This window comes from Nitrosomonas eutropha (assembly GCF_003201195.1).
Lineage (GTDB): Bacteria > Pseudomonadota > Gammaproteobacteria > Burkholderiales > Nitrosomonadaceae > Nitrosomonas > Nitrosomonas eutropha.
This window is the reverse complement of sequence record NZ_QICQ01000017.1, coordinates 20,385-36,631: the sequence shown is the minus strand read 5'-3', so window position 1 is coordinate 36,631 and position 16,247 is coordinate 20,385. Positions and strand designations below refer to the sequence as shown.

10 protein-coding genes and 2 riboswitches are annotated in these 16,247 nt (G+C 49.3%); of the genes, 9 read left to right on the top strand and 1 reads right to left on the bottom strand.

Annotated features, from left to right (window positions below; translation table 11 throughout):
- The first annotated feature begins 149 nt into the window (after nucleotides 1-149).
- From C8R14_RS07620 to C8R14_RS07610, 3 genes are all read left to right on the top strand, one after another.
- Nucleotides 150-3,023 (top strand): ribonucleoside-diphosphate reductase subunit alpha, encoded by a 2,874-nt coding sequence (locus C8R14_RS07620; RefSeq protein ID WP_011635436.1) that lies wholly within the window; start codon nucleotides 150-152, stop codon nucleotides 3,021-3,023.
- Between the two features lie 51 nt (nucleotides 3,024-3,074).
- The gene (locus C8R14_RS07615; protein ID WP_011635437.1) at nucleotides 3,075-4,208 is read left to right on the top strand and encodes a ribonucleotide-diphosphate reductase subunit beta; all 1,134 of its coding nucleotides are present in this window, start codon (nucleotides 3,075-3,077) and stop codon (nucleotides 4,206-4,208) included.
- 147 nt (nucleotides 4,209-4,355) lie between these two features.
- Nucleotides 4,356-5,720: a transglycosylase SLT domain-containing protein gene (locus C8R14_RS07610; RefSeq protein ID WP_011635438.1), complete on the top strand. Its 1,365-nt coding sequence runs from the start codon at nucleotides 4,356-4,358 to the stop codon at nucleotides 5,718-5,720.
- On the opposite strand, the gene uca is transcribed toward C8R14_RS07610, so the two are convergent.
- Nucleotides 5,708-9,328, bottom strand: coding sequence for an urea carboxylase (gene uca, locus C8R14_RS07605; RefSeq protein WP_011635439.1), 3,621 nt, complete (start codon nucleotides 9,326-9,328; stop codon nucleotides 5,708-5,710). The two genes, C8R14_RS07610 and uca, sit on opposite strands and share 13 nt — an antisense overlap.
- Before the next feature lie 262 nt (nucleotides 9,329-9,590).
- Nucleotides 9,591-9,694: riboswitch (guanidine-I (ykkC/yxkD leader) on the bottom strand.
- A gap of 212 nt (nucleotides 9,695-9,906) precedes the next feature.
- A riboswitch (guanidine-I (ykkC/yxkD leader) is annotated at nucleotides 9,907-10,007 on the top strand.
- Nucleotides 10,008-10,038: 31 nt separating this feature from the next.
- Between uca and C8R14_RS13520 the strand changes: the two genes are divergently transcribed.
- From C8R14_RS13520 to C8R14_RS07570, 6 genes are all read left to right on the top strand, one after another.
- Complete coding sequence (locus tag C8R14_RS13520; protein ID WP_041353599.1) at nucleotides 10,039-10,254, top strand: hypothetical protein; 216 nt, start codon at nucleotides 10,039-10,041, stop codon at nucleotides 10,252-10,254.
- A gap of 19 nt (nucleotides 10,255-10,273) precedes the next feature.
- Entirely contained in the window at nucleotides 10,274-11,812 is a 1,539-nt protein-coding gene (locus tag C8R14_RS07590) for an APC family permease (RefSeq protein WP_011635441.1), read from the top strand.
- Between the two features lie 14 nt (nucleotides 11,813-11,826).
- Nucleotides 11,827-12,555: an urea amidolyase associated protein UAAP1 gene (locus C8R14_RS07585; RefSeq protein ID WP_011635442.1), complete on the top strand. Its 729-nt coding sequence runs from the start codon at nucleotides 11,827-11,829 to the stop codon at nucleotides 12,553-12,555.
- Complete coding sequence (locus tag C8R14_RS07580; protein ID WP_011635443.1) at nucleotides 12,552-13,217, top strand: urea amidolyase associated protein UAAP2; 666 nt, start codon at nucleotides 12,552-12,554, stop codon at nucleotides 13,215-13,217. The genes C8R14_RS07585 and C8R14_RS07580 overlap by 4 nt, the downstream gene beginning before the upstream one ends.
- A gap of 53 nt (nucleotides 13,218-13,270) precedes the next feature.
- A complete protein-coding gene (locus C8R14_RS07575) occupies nucleotides 13,271-15,604 on the top strand; it encodes a 5-oxoprolinase/urea amidolyase family protein (RefSeq protein ID WP_011635444.1) in 2,334 nt (777 codons plus the stop codon).
- A 131-nt stretch (nucleotides 15,605-15,735) separates the two neighbouring features.
- Complete coding sequence (locus C8R14_RS07570) at nucleotides 15,736-16,179, top strand: universal stress protein (RefSeq protein ID WP_011635445.1); 444 nt, start codon at nucleotides 15,736-15,738, stop codon at nucleotides 16,177-16,179.
- Nucleotides 16,180-16,247: the final 68 nt, after the last annotated feature.

The following is a 16,247-nucleotide window of genomic DNA, read 5'->3' as shown; positions in this document are numbered from 1 at the left end:
GCACAACAGGTACCATTATTTAACCATTCATACCACAATATATTGTGGTTCAAGCTATTTGACGGTTATCGTCATTTTCATTGCAATTACTTGTTTTTAGTCATTTTTTCAATCAGCAGTACGCCCGGATTGAACAGGAGAAATTGATCATGCAGCTCGCTACAGACGCCCCTTCATCCTCCTCTATTCTCCAGAAAAATTTTCTGGGAGAGATGACCGATTCGCCAGCAACTCGGCAGGATTATTCCCAATATAAAGTGATCCGCCGCAATGGTGCTGTGGTGGCATTTGAGCCGGGCAAAATTTCCATCGCGATGACCAAGGCGTTTATTGCGGTACGAGGCGGACAAAGTGCGGCTTCCTCCAGTATGCGTGAGATCGTGGCGCAGCTGACCGGCGAAGTGGTGCATGCGCTGACTCGCCGCCGCCCGGGAGGAGGCACGTTTCATATCGAGGATATTCAGGATCAGGTAGAGCTGGCGCTGATGCGCTCGGGTGATCATGACGTTGCGCGCGCCTATGTGCTGTACCGTGAGGAGCGGGCGCGGGAACGGGCAAGGCAGCAGAAAGAGCCGCCGACTTCTACCCAGGCAGCGGTGTTGCATATTGTGGAAAATGGACAAAGAATTCCGCTGGATCCATCCCGACTGACAGCTCGCATTGAATCAGCCTGCCAGCATCTGGGGAATGTCGTTAATGCGGGGTTGATCGTCAAGGCAATGCTGAGAGATTTATATGATGGCGTGCCTGCGGAAGAAGTCAGGAAATCTGCCATTTTATCTGCGCGCGCCTTGATCGAAAAAGAGCCTGCCTATAGCTTTGTGACAGCCAGGCTGCTGCTGGACAACATTCGCCATGAAGTTCTGGGTGAAGATGTTTCCCATGAGGCCATGCAGTCACGCTATGCCGATTATTTTCCAGGTTTTATCCGACAGGGGATGGAGGCCGGGCTACTGGATGAGCGTCTGGGCCAATTTGATCTGGCACGGTTGTCAGAAACACTGATAGCGGATCGTGATCTGCAATTTGGCTACCTCGGCTTGCAAACCCTGTATGACCGGTATTTTTTGCATATTTCCGAACGGCGTATCGAGCTGCCCCAGGCATTCTTCATGCGTGTTGCCATGGGACTGGCGCTGAATGAAATTGATCGTGAGGCGCGTGCTATCGAGTTTTATCATCTGCTGTCGACATTTGATTTCATGAGTTCAACGCCAACATTGTTTAACTCTGGCACACGACGCTCGCAGCTATCCTCATGCTATCTGAGCACGGTGCCGGACAGTCTTGATGGTATCTACGAAGCCATCAAGGAGAATGCCTTGCTGTCCAAGTTCGCGGGCGGGCTGGGTAATGACTGGACACCGGTCCGGGCAATGGGGGCGCGCATCAAGGGCACTAACGGCAAATCGCAGGGCGTGGTACCTTTTCTCAAGGTGGTTTCGGATACAGCAGTGGCCGTTAATCAAGGCGGCAAGCGCAAAGGCGCAGTCTGTGCCTACCTGGAAACCTGGCATCTTGATATCGAAGAATTTCTGGAGTTACGCAAAAATACTGGTGATGATCGACGGCGGACGCATGACATGAATACCGCTGTCTGGGTACCGGATCTGTTCATGAAGCGTATGCTGGAAGATCAGGAATGGACGCTGTTTTCACCTTCCGACACACCGGATCTGCACGAGAAATATGGCAAGGCATTTGAAGAAGCCTATATTGCCTATGAAGAGCAGGCGACGCAGGGCAGATTGGCGCTGCATAAACGTATCCCGGCCCGGCAACTGTGGCGCAAGATGCTGACGATGCTGTTTGAAACCGGCCATCCGTGGATCACGTTCAAGGATCCATGCAATATCCGCTCGCCACAAAATCATGTTGGCGTCGTACACAGCTCCAACCTGTGTACCGAGATTACGCTGAATACCAATGAAAAGGAAATTGCCGTATGCAACCTGGGATCGATTAATTTGCCGGCACATATTGTGGATGGCAAACTGGATCTGACTAAGCTCAAGCAGACAGTCGCCACGGCCATGCGCATGCTGGACAATGTGATCGATATCAATTTTTACGCAGTAGCAAAAGCGCGCAATGCCAATTTACGCCATCGGCCGGTCGGGCTGGGCATCATGGGATTTCAGGATTGCCTGCATAAACTAGGGATTTCCTATGCATCCCGCGAAGCGGTTGAATTTGCTGATAGTTCAATGGAAGCAGTTGCCTATCACACCTACTGGGCATCTACTGAACTGGCTGAAGAGCGCGGCACCTATGCCACCTATCACGGCAGTTTGTGGGAGCGCGGCATCCTGCCACAGGATTCGCTGGCGTTGTTGCAGGAGGAACGTGGTGGCCATGTGGAGGTTGATACCTCATCCACGCTAGATTGGACCCCGTTACGTGAGCGGATCAAGCAATACGGCATGCGCAATTCCAATTGCCTGGCGATTGCACCCACTGCGACAATCTCCAATATTATTGGTGTTTCGGCCAGCATCGAACCCACCTACCAGAATCTATATGTTAAATCCAATCTTTCCGGCGAATTTACGGTCGTCAATCAATCGCTGGTTAATGACCTCAAGAAGCAGGATTTATGGGATGAAGTCATGATCGCAGATCTCAAACACTACGATGGCGCTGCCAGCAAGATCGACCGGATTCCTGAAAATCTGCGTGCTCTTTACGCTACCGCATTTGAGATCGATCCCCGATGGCTGGTTGAAGCAGCTGCCAGAAGACAAAAATGGATTGATCAGGCGCAATCCCTCAATCTTTATATGTCAGGTGCTTCCGGTAAGAAAATGGATGATTTATATCGATTGGCTTGGTTGCGTGGTCTCAAGACAACCTATTATCTGCGCGCCATGGGGGCGACCACTGCAGAAAAATCAACAGTGCATACCGGCACGCTGAACGCGGTCCCTGCACAGCAAAATGGGCATACGGACAGCTCAGGGCAAATCCATTCCGCCACAAAACAGTGCGCGATCGACGATCCTGAATGTGAAGCGTGTCAGTAAGTATTGAAAAATTTCCCCAGATAATTCAAAAATATAAAGAGGAATAAAAGGATGTTGAATTTTGAAGATGAAGTATTTCAGCCGAGAAATATCCCAGCAAGCGTCCCCACACAAAAAACAACTGCTGAACAGCAAGGGCTGCACGAAGAAATATCAGCAGAAAATCATCGCCGGGTTTCCGTAGAAGACAAGCGCATTATTAATTGCAAGGCGGATGTTAATCAGCTGGTGCCATTTAAATACAAATGGGCATGGGAAAAATATCTGTCAGCCTGTGCCAACCACTGGATGCCGCAAGAAATCAACATGACGCGTGATATTGCCCTGTGGAAAGATCCCAATGGGTTGACTGAGGACGAGCGCCGTATCGTCAAGCGTAACCTCGGTTTTTTCGTCACGGCTGATTCACTGGCGGCCAACAATATCGTGCTGGGAACCTACCGGCACATTACCAATCCCGAATGCCGCCAGTATTTATTGCGTCAGGCTTTTGAGGAAGCAATCCACACGCACGCTTATCAATATATTGTCGAATCGATTGGCCTGGATGAAGGCGAAATCTTTAATGCCTATCATGAAATCAAATCGATTCGTGACAAGGACGAATTTCTGATTCCCTTCATCGACACATTGACGAATCCCACGTTTCAGACAGGCACGCTGGAAACTGATCAGCAGCTGCTAAAAAGTCTGATTGTGTTTGCCTGCATTATGGAAGGGCTGTTTTTCTATGTTGGATTTGTGCAGATTCTGTCCCTTGGCCGGCAAAACAAGATGACCGGGGCTGCTGAGCAGTATCAGTACATCCTGCGTGATGAATCCATGCATTGTAATTTTGGCATTGATGTTATCAACCAGATAAAGCTGGAAAATCCACATTTATGGACGCGCGAGTTTCGGGAAGAAATCAGTGCACTCATGCGCAAGGCGGTGGAGCTGGAGTACCGTTACGCGGAAGATACCATGCCGCGCGGCGTACTGGGATTGAATGCACCCATGTTCAAGGAATATCTGCGCTTCATTATCAATCGCCGTAGCCATCAGATCGGGCTTGATCCATTATTTCCCGAAGCAGGCAATCCTTTTCCGTGGATGTCAGAAATGGTTGATTTGAAAAAAGAAAAAAACTTCTTTGAAACTCGTGTAATTGAATACCAGACGGGAGGCGTATTAAGCTGGGATTGAAATACTGATCAATCGATTGCTGATTGAAAAATGGTGTAGAATATTGGACGGGCCGGCTGGTTCACTTTAAAATTCAAAAATAGAGGTGACCAGCCTTTTTTATTTTCAGAAAAAAATTATGCGAGTGAACCGTTCGTTTTATTCCGGATGAAGACAAAATCGAATACCTTACTGGCATTGATTGCCGCAATAGTATTAACGTTTTCTCCTGTTACGGCGCAAGCCGATAGATCTTTAGAAAAAAATAACGGTATTACCGTTCTGGAAACAAAGCCGTATCAGGCACCATTACACAAACAGCAAGATGATCTATGGATGCGCGTACGGGCTGGATTCTCTCTGACCAATACACAAAGCCAGGAAGTTCGACTCCACGAAAGTAATTTCAGTAAAAACCAGCGGTTTATAGATCATGTCGTTGAACGCAGTCAGCGCTATCTGTTTTATATCATCGAAGAAGTGGAGCGACGACATATGCCGGCCGAGATTGCGTTACTGCCGATCATTGAAAGCGCTTTTGACCCGGACGCCTACTCCCACAGACATGCAGCAGGATTGTGGCAATTTATCCCCTCGACAGCAAAAGCATTTGGGCTGGAACAAAACTGGTGGCATGACGAACGACGCGATATTATCGCCGCCACTCAGGCGGCGCTGGATTACCTGCAGATGCTCCACAAAATGTTTGGTAACTGGAAGTTGGCGCTGGCCGCATACAATTGGGGCCAGGGGTCTCTGAAAAAAGCGATTGACGAAAATCATGGTGGGAATAAATCAATCAGCTACCAGCAGATCGACCTTCCCTCCGAAACCAGAAACTATGTCTCCAAGCTGATTGCCATCAGAAATATCATTGCCCATCCTAACCGTTACGGCATCAAGCTGAAACCCATCCCGAACCGGCCTTACTTCGAGCAAATTACAATCACCCAGCAGATCGACGTTCAACTGGCCGCCAGGCTTGCCGGAATTTCAGAAAATGAATTTAATGCCTTGAATCCGGCGTATCACCGGCCCGTCATCAAGGCAGAAGGATCTCCACGCGCCTTGCTGTTGCCCATCACCAAGGTCAAAACTTTTGTAGATAATCTTGAAAATTATGATAAAGCGCTGGTTTCGTGGCGTGTTTATCAGGCTCAGCCAGCAGATACCTTGCAGGATTTATCCAATCGGTATCGCATCCCGGTTGCGAAACTGGCCGAGACCAATGGTATCTCCGAGCGAGCAGTGCTGAAAAAAGGGCAGACACTGCTGGTGCCACGTGACGGCAACAGCATCAGGGAAAGAACCTATCTGGCGCATAACCTACTCAAGACATCAGCGCAGTCTCCCCGGCCAGAACACTTCGTATACACCGTCAGAAAGGGAGATACACTTCAGGCGATTGCCAGACGCTACGGAATTGATATCAACACCGTTCGTTCGTGGAACAAGGGAAGCGACCGGCTTTCTATTGGACAGAAATTGACGCTCAAGCTGACTGCACCCTTCAATAGCCCTTATTCCTCCTGAACAATCAGCAACAGCTGACCGGAACATACATAATCTCCCTGCTTGCAGCTGACTTGTTGCACGATCCCGCTGACAGGCGCACTCAGGGTGATTTCCATCTTCATGGATTCAATGACGATAATCGGATCTCCAATATTGACTGATTGCCTGGTTTCAATCAACAGCTTCCACACGGTGCCAGTCACATCCGAACTGACAGCGTGCGCACCATCCGACAAGCTGACCTCGTTTTCTGTGTGAGTGCTATCGAGCATATTTTCGCCAATATCATCCTTTATATTCTCTGTCTGCCAGCATTCACGCTCGGCCTCAAACGCTTTTTGCTGCCGGGATTTGAATGTCTTGATACTATCTGCATGCTGCTGGAGAAATGCCTGATAAGCGCGCAGACTGAAGACCGTATCCTCTGTGCGCAGCGTGAAGCGACCCGTAATAAAATCTTGACGTAATTCAAGCAGCTCATGCTCGGAAACAGGATAAAACCGGATCTGGTCAAAAAAACGCAGCAACCACGGTTTGCCAGCAGTAAAATCGAGCGTTTGACGATAACGGTTCCACATCTGCACCGTTCTCCCGACAAACTGATATCCACCCGGGCCCTCCATGCCATAAATACACAAATAGGCTCCTCCGATTCCAACTGCATTTTCCGGCGTCCAGGTACGTGCCGGGTTGTATTTGGTGGTGACGAGACGATGACGTGGATCGACCGGTGTGGCAACCGGGGCACCCAGATAAACATCTCCTAGCCCCAGGACCAGATAGCTGGCATCAAAAACAATACGTTTGACCTCATCAATATTCTCCAGTCCGTTGATGCGTCGGATAAATTCAATATTGCTCGGACACCAGGGCGCATCTTGCCGGACTGATTGCATGTACTTTTCAATCGCAAGTCTTGTAGCAGCGTCATCCCAGGAGAGTGGCAGATGTACGATACGCGAGGGGATTTCCATATCGTCAATGGCCGGCAAATCTTGTTCGGCAGCAATGAGCCTGTCCAGGAGCTGGTCACGCGCCAGTAGTCGCGAATCAAAATGGATCTGTAAAGAGCGAATACCGGGCGTAATATCAAGAATTCCGGACAAATTCCCTTGATCGATATGCTGTTGCAGCCAGGTCATCAAGGCGTGTGCGCGGAGATGCAATGTGATATCGAGTACCGCTTCACCATATTCAATCAACAGATATTTGTCTCCTGATTGTCGGTAAACAACCTGCACCTGCCTGTCAGTTGCAGGAATCCGGTGTAATATAGGATTCCCTTGATCAACCGGGAGCATAGGCATATTAGACGCCGCGAGTGCAAAGGCATCCGGTTCCTGAATCATCTTGTCCTGTTGCTGTTCCAGCAGCAGTGCATATTCCACTGTCAGCGGATAAAAGCGCACACTATCACCTGGTTTGAGTTGGCCGATTTTCCATAATTCCGCCTGTACAATCACGGCAGGACAGACAAATCCACCTAAACTAGGGCCATCCAGACCAAGAATGATGGGCATATCACCAGTAAAATCAATCGTGCCGACCGCGTAGGCATTGTCATGGATATTCGATGGATGCAGTCCGGCTTCCCCTCCATCCTTGCGCGCCCATTGTGGCTTGGGACCAATCAGACGCACGCCGGTGCGGCTGGAATTGTGGTGCACCTTCCAGTCCGTCGTAAAAAACATATCAATATCTGCTTCCGTAAAGAAATCCGGTGCGCCATGCGGGCCGTACAACACGCCAATTTCCCAATAGTTGGTGTAATGTGGAATACACTCGACAGGCAATATGCTGGGTTCAGCTTCTTCTGCAAACCGAATATGCAGCACATCCCCGGTGCGTAGCGCACGCCCGGCATGTCCGCCGAACTGTCCCAGCGTAAAGGTAGACTTACTACCTAGGTAATCCGGCACCTGAATTCCGCCTTGAATAGCCAGGTAGGAGCGGCTACCAGCCTGGCGGATCTTGCCAAACTTTAACAGTGAGCCCGCTTTGATGAAGTGTGACTGCCATTGCGCCAGAGGTTTGCCATCCAAGCAAACATTGATAGGAGCGCCGCATACTGCAATGAGGCTGTTACAGTTGAAGCGCAGTGTGGGCCCGGACAGGGTGATTTCCAGTCCTGCAGTACCATCCGGATTTCCGACCAGCCGATTAGCCAAACGAAAAGCCAGGCTGTCCATCGGTCCGGAAGGCGGCACACCTACGTTCCAATAACCCGTTCTGCCGGGATAATCCTGTACCGTCGTTTGCACACCAGCGTTCAGCACATCCATGGAATGAGGCTGGTAGCGAAACCCGGCAAGGTATTGCGTGCTGACTTGTCCGCTGCGAAATGCTGTTCCGGATAACACCTGTCTGAGGTAATCCAGATTGGTTTCAATGCCATAAAGGGTGGTTTTATCCAGTGCGGTGACTAAACGATCAATGGCCTGATCGCGATCTGCAGCATGCACGATGATTTTGGCCAGCATCGGATCATAGAACGCCGATACTTCGCAGCCTGCGGCCACCCAGGTCTCAATCCGTGCAGTTGCCGGAAATTCGACTGCACTCAACAAACCACTGGAAGGCTGAAAATCTTTCGCCGGGTTTTCCGCATATACACGCGCCTGAATGGAAGTCCCCTGTGGTTGAATATTGAATGATTCCAGCGACGGTAATACATTAGCACCAAGCAGAATCATCCATTCAACCAGATCAATGCCGGTCACCATCTCGGTCACACCGTGTTCCACCTGCAGCCGGGTATTAACCTCCAGGAAATAAAACTGATCGGCAGCGGCGTCGTAAACATACTCCACTGTGCCAGCAGACTGGTATTGAACCGATTCACCCAAGCGCACGGCCGTTTCCTGCAGCGCTGTGCGAGTTACTGGCGACAGGCCTGGCGCAGGGGTTTCTTCGATTACCTTCTGGTTACGCCGCTGCATGGAGCAATCGCGCTCTCCCAGCGCAACCACTTTCCCCCGGCCATCACCAAAAATCTGCACTTCAACATGACGGGCCTGATCAATATATTTTTCCAGAAACAAACCGGCATTGCTAAAGTTGCTTTGTGCCAGATTCCTGACGGATTCGTATGCATCAACCAGTTCCGGTTGGCTGTGGCACAAGCGCATGCCAATACCACCTCCCCCCGCCGTACTCTTCAGCATAACCGGGTAGCCAATCCGAAGTGCTTCCTGACAGGCTATTTTGATACTTTCCAGTAATCCGGTACCCGGCAGCATAGGCACATCAAGCTGCTGTGCAAGCATGCGGGCAGTATGCTTCAGGCCAAAGATACGCATCTGCTCGGGTGTGGGGCCCAGAAAACAAATTCCTTGCGTCGCACATTGTTCTGCAAACCGGGCATTTTCGCTTAGAAACCCATACCCGGGATGGATCGCCTGGGCACCTGTCCGATACGCAGCATCCAGTATTTTATCGGCACGCAGATAGCTTTCACTGGCCAGTCCTTCGCCGATGAAAATACTCTCATCGGCATCCAGCACATGTTGTGATAACGCATCAGCTTTGGTAAAAACCACCACGCTACTGATTCCCATTCGGCGTAATGTGCGGATAATACGGCAGGTGATAGCGCCACGATTGGCAATCAGAATTTTTGTAAACATAGGTTCTCCTACTGTAGGCTCCATATGATTAAACAAGCCATATCATGGTACATGCTGACTATGTCAGCAAAAATAAATACCGGTGCTATAAAGGCAATCTAAAAGCACCTGATCATCAAGTAAATGGACGAGTTATTGGAAAGAAAACAGGAAGTGTGGAATAAAGCTGGAAAGAAAGGTAAAAAAAAGCAGGCGATACATATAACAAATCTCCAGACGGTCGGAAAATAACTAGAACCAATAATGCACCTGGCATTATGTAATCTCCCGGGCTTTTATCCCTCCGTGGCGCTTCGTTATGGAGAAGCCTCGGGCCCTCGGACCAGTCACTTCCCTTGGAAAGCCGGAACCCTAGCCCAAAGTAATTTCAAGTAGCTGGCAACAAATTCATGGCAGCAACCTTGTCCTGCTCGTCGAAACAAAAATACAACGTCAAGAGTAGCGAATCTTTGCTGAAATCACAATATTTCTCTTGTATTTCAAAAATCTTGATGTATATAATGAGATTGTGTTCTTGTTTGTCAAGATTGAATCCAATCAGGATTCTCACGGTAAACAAAATAATTAGAGGTACAGTTGCTTTACGAAACTAGGGTTCCGGCTTTCCAAGGGAAGTGACTGGTCCAAGGGTTTCGGGCCCTTTCAAGGGGTTCCACGGAGGGATAAAAGCCCGGGAGGTTATGTTTTTACATGAACTCCCGGAGCCCCCAATGGAAAAGTTATCGCACGCATGTACTTCTGTTCAATATTCAAATCCTTCATTCATTTATCCTTTTGCATCAACCGCTGGCTATTATTTAGCAGTTGGGGCGCTGTTACATATCCGTTTTCCCTGTTCAGATACTCCCAGGTTGCGGGCTTCCGCAGCTGCAATTAATTTCCCAGCAGTAAATTTTGTTGTTTCCAGCAGCACAAAATGCCCTTAACCTTCAAGAGAAGAACTATATGACAGCAGTAGAAAAGAAAGACTTATTTTCTGCAGCAGATAGCAGGTCGGCTGACGGAACTGAAACAGAATACGGAAACACCCGTGAAACAGGACAGCTTCGTCGCTGTATGAGTGTCTGGAACTGTTGCACCCTGGGATTCTCGGTCGTATCACCGGTAGTAGGGCTATACGCTATTTTTGGTGTCGAGAATCTGGTAACAGGCGGAGGATGGATTGCCGCACTTATTCTGAGTCTATTCATGCAGCTTACGGTAGCAACTGTCTATGCCGAGCTTTCATCACAATTTCCCATTGCCGGTGGCGCCTACAAATGGTCCATACATTTGATAGGGCCAAAGACAGGCCAGTATGCGGGAATCATTTATGTCAGCTCGGTAATTGCCATGTTGACCACGACTGCCTATACAGGAGGGATATGGCTTTCTGCAGTAGTCATGGGTGGAGACACACAAGGTGCCTCAGCAGTTATCTGGGGCGGTGTGTTCCTATTGATTTGTACACTGGTTAATATCGTTAACCAGCGAATTTACAAAATAATCAACTTACTCGGGGTCAGTGCTGAAGTATTGGGCTCGATATGTGTCGCACTGATCCTGTTTTTCTTCTTCCGTATCAATCCCGTTTCCGAATTGTTCCAGCATTTGGGAACGGGGCTGGCGCCTACCAGCATAACTGCTTTCCTGGCGGCATTAGCCATTGCAGGCTGGGCATTTATCGGATTCGATTCCTGCTCCACTATTGCTGAAGAGGCTCATAACCCCGAGAGAATTATTCCACGTGCAATCTTCCTGTCCCTGCTGGCGGTAGGCAGCGTGGTGCTTTTCAATTCTTCCGCATTGATGTTGTCGGTTAGTCACGCTATGTTAATCGAGTCCAGTGCTACTTCTGACCCCATTTCACCGATTATTGCCAGCACCATCGGCGTCTGGGCTGCCAAGCCATTTCTGATAATTGTGATGACAGCTTTTCTTTCCTGTGGATCATCGGTAGTTAATTACGCTGCACGCATCGTTTTCTCGATGGCGCGCGAAGGGAATCTGCCTACCTTCTTTTCGCATGTCACAAGAAAAACGCAACTGCCGCGCAATGCAATCGCCGGAACCGTGCTTATGGCCAGTCTCGGACTGCTTTTTGGGCTGAATGATGGCGCAGTTGCAACCATTATTGCTTTCGGAACAGGCGGGTTATATGCCATGTTTTCCATGACGACAGGCGTTGGTCTGTATGCACGGCTAACTGGCCGGTGGAATCCCACATTGGGCGCGCTTCGACTGGGGAAATGGGGATTGGCAATCAATATCATAGCTTTTGTCTGGGCACTATTCGAGCTGATCAACATTGGTTGGCCACGCGACTATATAGCCGCCCCGGGGGCAAGCTGGTGGCAGCTCTGGGCGGTACCACTTGTGTTGGGCACCCTGTTGATTCTAACAACATTGCATGTGCAAACAGGTTACAAGCGCGCGATAAAAAAGGTTTTGGACATTACTGCTCCGGGAGATATCCGGAAGCAGGTTGATAAAAACACACTGTAACGAGGAGTGAAGGTATGAATCAGATTGTTCAGTATCTTTGGGAAACACATATTCCCGGCGGGTGTCACTGGTCGGGAATTGTACGTCGAGGAACCACGTTGCGCCTGACAGACGCGGCAGGAGGCGCCAATGCCGCCGTTCTGTTTTACAACATGGAAGAAAAACTGGAGCGTTACAACATGGCAGATACGCTTAAAACACAGCATACATTCCACTTAACCAAAGGCCATGCCTGCCATTCCGATATGGGACGGGTTTTTTGTTGCATCACTGAAGATACGGCAGGCTGGAACGATACGGTTTGTGGTCTGAGTGACGCCGGGCTGATACGCCAGAAATTTGGCCTGGGCCGGTATCAGGAACTGCGTAACGATATGTATCGCAGCGGACTCGATGGCATGCTGATTGAGCTGGGAAAATGGGGGTTGGGCAGGCGTGACGTAGTACCCAACATCAATTTTTTCAGCAAGGTGACTGCTGGCCTGTCTGGAGAATTGCAATTTCATGTAAATCACAGCAAAGCAGGAGGCCATGTGGATCTGGCTTTTGTAATGGATACACTGATCGTGCTATCCGCAGCCTCGCATCCACTGGATCCGGCGGAAACCTATCACCCCGGTGCGATTGATCTGGCGGTATTCCCATCGTCCTCTACCGCAGAGAATGCATGTGCCCACATTGCGGAGAATGCACGCGCACTGGAAAACACCCGACGTCTTTATGCTTATGGAGGTGAAAAATGAGCACAAAAAATCTGGTTAAAAGCACACTAAATCCCGATCTTGCCGTTATCAATGAAATTTGTGCTGCAGGTGAGCCATGGGTCAAGGAAATAAAAAAGGGGCAAACATTCCGCATCGTTGATCTTGAAGGCAATCAGGCAGTCGATACGCTTTTTTACAATGCACAGGATGCAATGGAGCGTTACAGCGCATCCGACACCATATGCCGGCAACATAGTCTGTATCTGACAACCGGCAGCAAACTGTATTCCAATTTCGGTAATGTCATGCTCACCATTACAGCGGATACCTGTGGGCGACATGATACGGTAGGCGGTGCCTGCGCGGCCGAAAGCAATACCACTCGCTATGCGCTGGATAAATACCCGATGCACAGCTGTCGGGATAATTTTCTGCATGCCTTGGCGCATGATCCGGTGTGTGAACGACTCGGTATGAGCAAGCGCGATATCCCCGCCAACATCAATTTCTTCATGAATGTTCCAGTAACTGAAGAAGGTAACCTGGAGTTTGCCGATGGTGTATCAGCGCCCGGCAAATATGTGGAAATGCACGCCGAAATGGATGTGGTGGTACTGATTTCAAATTGTCCGCAATTGAATAATCCGTGTAATGCCTACAACCCCACCCCTATCCGTCTGCTGATCTGGCCAAGAATGTAACAATAGCCGAACCCTGCCCCCTGAGCCAGACATTACCGAGCATGGAGAACAGAATGTCCGATAAAACGTTAAGTACGAGTAAAGCCGCCAAACCTGTTATTGAAGTAGTCACACCTGGAATACAAACTACGATACAGGACTACCCTGGAAGACGAGGTTACTGGAATATCGGTGTACCACCTTCCGGGCCGATGGACAGCCTGGCATTCAGGCTCGCTAATCGCCTGGTGGGAAATGAGGAAGGGCAGGCTGCTATTGAAATCACTTTTTCGGGGCCGACTCTGCGCATTCATTACGACAGTGTCATCGCAGTGACGGGCGCTCCCGTCGAAGTAACCTTGAACGGAAAGCCATTAGCGCAATGGAAATCGCACAAGGTTAAAGCAGGGACATTACTTGTTTTTGGCGATGTGCTGGATCAGGGCAGCCGGGTTTATCTGGCAATACAGGGCGGTATTGACGTCCCGGATTATCTCGGCAGCAAATCCACCTTCATGCTGGGCCAGTTCGGCGGGCATGAAGGTCGCATCCTACAGGCAGGCGATATGTTGAACATCGCAGCAGACCTCTATGCAGAGTATGTTCCGCATGAACTGCCGCAAGCAGCTGTACCGCAATATACCCATCACTGGAAAATCGCAGTGCTATATGGCCCGCATGGCGCGCCAGATTTCTTTACAGAAAAAAGCGTCACGGGTTTCTTTGCTGCCGAATGGGTCGTGCACCATAACTCTGATCGTACCGGCGTGCGTCTGATCGGCCCGAAACCAGAATGGGCAAGGACAGATGGTGGAGAGGCTGGACTGCATCCTTCCAATGTGCACGATGTTCCCTATTCAATTGGCGCGGTGGACTTTACTGGAGATCTGCCGGTTATTCTTGGGCCGGATGGTCCCAGCCTGGGTGGGTTCGTCTGTCTGGTAACAGTTGCGTATGCTGAGCAGTGGAAAATGGGGCAACTCCAGCCTGGTGATCGCATTACCTTTCAGCGCATCACAGCCGATGATGCAACAGCACTAGAGGCATCTCAAGATGCATTCGTCCGCAGTTTGCATCTCCCGGAAACAATATCGGCGCCAACTACGATAAAGACAGCGACGTCAACATCACCCGATACTCCCATCTTGCATACCATTCCAGAAGCAGGCGAACAGGTGCAGGTTGTGTATCGGCAGGCGGGAGATAAAAACCTGCTGGTAGAATATGGCTCGATGACGCTTGATTTCAACCTGCGTTTTCGTATCCATGCGCTGATGGAATGGTTGCAGCAGGCTGTGGATGGCGGTGATCTGCCGGGAATCGTGGATTTGACGCCCGGCATCCGCTCACTGCATATCCGCTTTGATTCCAGAATATTGCCACGCAGCAGATTGCTGGACACGCTGATTTCTGCAGAGCAAAAACTACCTTCCGTTGAAAATATGGAAGTACCGACACGGATCGTGCATCTGCCGCTTTCCTGGAACGATTCATCCGTTCAGCTGGCTATGAAAAAATATATGCAATCTGTGCGTAAGGATGCACCATGGAATCCGGACAATATCGAATTTATACGACGAATCAATGGATTGAACGGTATTGATGAAGTCAGGAACATTATTTTTGATGCCAGCTATCTAGTGATGGGATTAGGGGATGTCTATCTGGGTGCGCCACTGGGCACGCCTGTGGATCCAAGACATCGCTTGGTCACGACCAAATACAATCCAGCCCGTACCTGGACACCAGAGAATGCGGTAGGGATTGGCGGCGCCTATATGTGTGTGTACGGTATGGAGAGCCCGGGTGGTTATCAGCTGGTGGGACGTACCATACAGATGTGGAACAGCCATATTCAGACAAAAGATTTTAAAGAGGGCAAACCTTGGTTGCTCCGTTTCTTTGATCAGGTGCGCTTCTACCCTGTGACAGAGGCAGAGCTGGCCAAGATACGCAAAGATTTTCCGAATGGAAGATTTAGTCCGTACATTGAAGAAGATCGTTTCAATCTCAAACAATACAACAACTTTCTGAAAGAACATGCTGTATCGATTGATGCCTTCAAAACAAAGCAGAAAGCTGCCTACATAGCTGAGCGTGAACGCTGGAAAGCGGATGGGCAGGAAAATTATACGACCAGTGAACCCCCGGAAAACAACTGCGTACCGTACAATATCACCATACCTACAGGAACTTGTGTGGTAAACACACATTTAACCGGTATTGTATGGAAATTGCTGGTAAGTGAAGGACAGCATGTGAACACGGGTGATGCTTTAGCGGTATTGGAATCAATGAAGATGGAATTTACGATCAAGGCACCTGTCAGCGGCGTAGTACACCAGATATTCAGCCCGGCGGGAAGCAAGGTCTCCGCCAGACAGATATTATTCCTAATCAGAGAATGAGCGCAGAATAATGCCTGTTGAGCTATCTGTTTTAATTCTAATGAAACATAATATCGCTAGTTTTGAAAATTAATGATGGTTATTGGTACGGAGATTCCTTAACTCTGCTTTATTAACTTGTCAGGAAAATCATGTCTGTTTACCAACATATTTTACTTGCCGTGGATTTTTCACCACAGGACAGCCAGGTTGCGCAGAAAGCTAGGAGTTTGGCGCTGCAAACTGGGGCAAAGCTCAGTCTTATTCATGTTCTGGATAATATTCCCATGCCTGATACGCCTTACGGCACCGTGATTCTGTTGGATACCAAAATATCTTATGCAATGCTGGAGACAGAGAAACAAAAATTGAATGAAATAGGTGATGAGTTGGAAATCAATCCTGGTTGCCGCTGGCTGATTTGGGGAGAGCCCAGACAGGAAATTATTCGTATCGCTGAGCAGGAAAGGATTGATCTGATCGTGGTTGGTTCGCGTGGAAGACACGGACTCGCATTGTTATTGGGTTCCACTGCGAACAGGGTGCTTTATCATGCAAAATGTGATGTGCTTGCGGTACGCTTACAGGACGATTAATCGTCGCCAGTGAGACTATCATCTTGGGCACCGCCTCGAAGGGTCTATTTGATGGTTATCAACCTGCT

Excerpts from the sequence above, each read along its gene's own strand:
- C8R14_RS07620 (WP_011635436.1), top strand. The coding sequence starts at position 150 with ATGCAGCTCGCTACAGACGCCCCTTCATCCTCCTCTATTCTCCAGAAA.
- C8R14_RS07615 (WP_011635437.1), top strand. The coding sequence starts at position 3,075 with ATGTTGAATTTTGAAGATGAAGTATTTCAGCCGAGAAATATCCCAGCA.
- C8R14_RS07610 (WP_011635438.1), top strand. The coding sequence starts at position 4,356 with ATGAAGACAAAATCGAATACCTTACTGGCATTGATTGCCGCAATAGTA.
- uca (WP_011635439.1), bottom strand. The coding sequence starts at position 9,328 with ATGTTTACAAAAATTCTGATTGCCAATCGTGGCGCTATCACCTGCCGT.
- C8R14_RS13520 (WP_041353599.1), top strand. The coding sequence starts at position 10,039 with ATGGAAAAGTTATCGCACGCATGTACTTCTGTTCAATATTCAAATCCT.
- C8R14_RS07590 (WP_011635441.1), top strand. The coding sequence starts at position 10,274 with ATGACAGCAGTAGAAAAGAAAGACTTATTTTCTGCAGCAGATAGCAGG.
- C8R14_RS07585 (WP_011635442.1), top strand. The coding sequence starts at position 11,827 with ATGAATCAGATTGTTCAGTATCTTTGGGAAACACATATTCCCGGCGGG.
- C8R14_RS07580 (WP_011635443.1), top strand. The coding sequence starts at position 12,552 with ATGAGCACAAAAAATCTGGTTAAAAGCACACTAAATCCCGATCTTGCC.
- C8R14_RS07575 (WP_011635444.1), top strand. The coding sequence starts at position 13,271 with ATGTCCGATAAAACGTTAAGTACGAGTAAAGCCGCCAAACCTGTTATT.
- C8R14_RS07570 (WP_011635445.1), top strand. The coding sequence starts at position 15,736 with ATGTCTGTTTACCAACATATTTTACTTGCCGTGGATTTTTCACCACAG.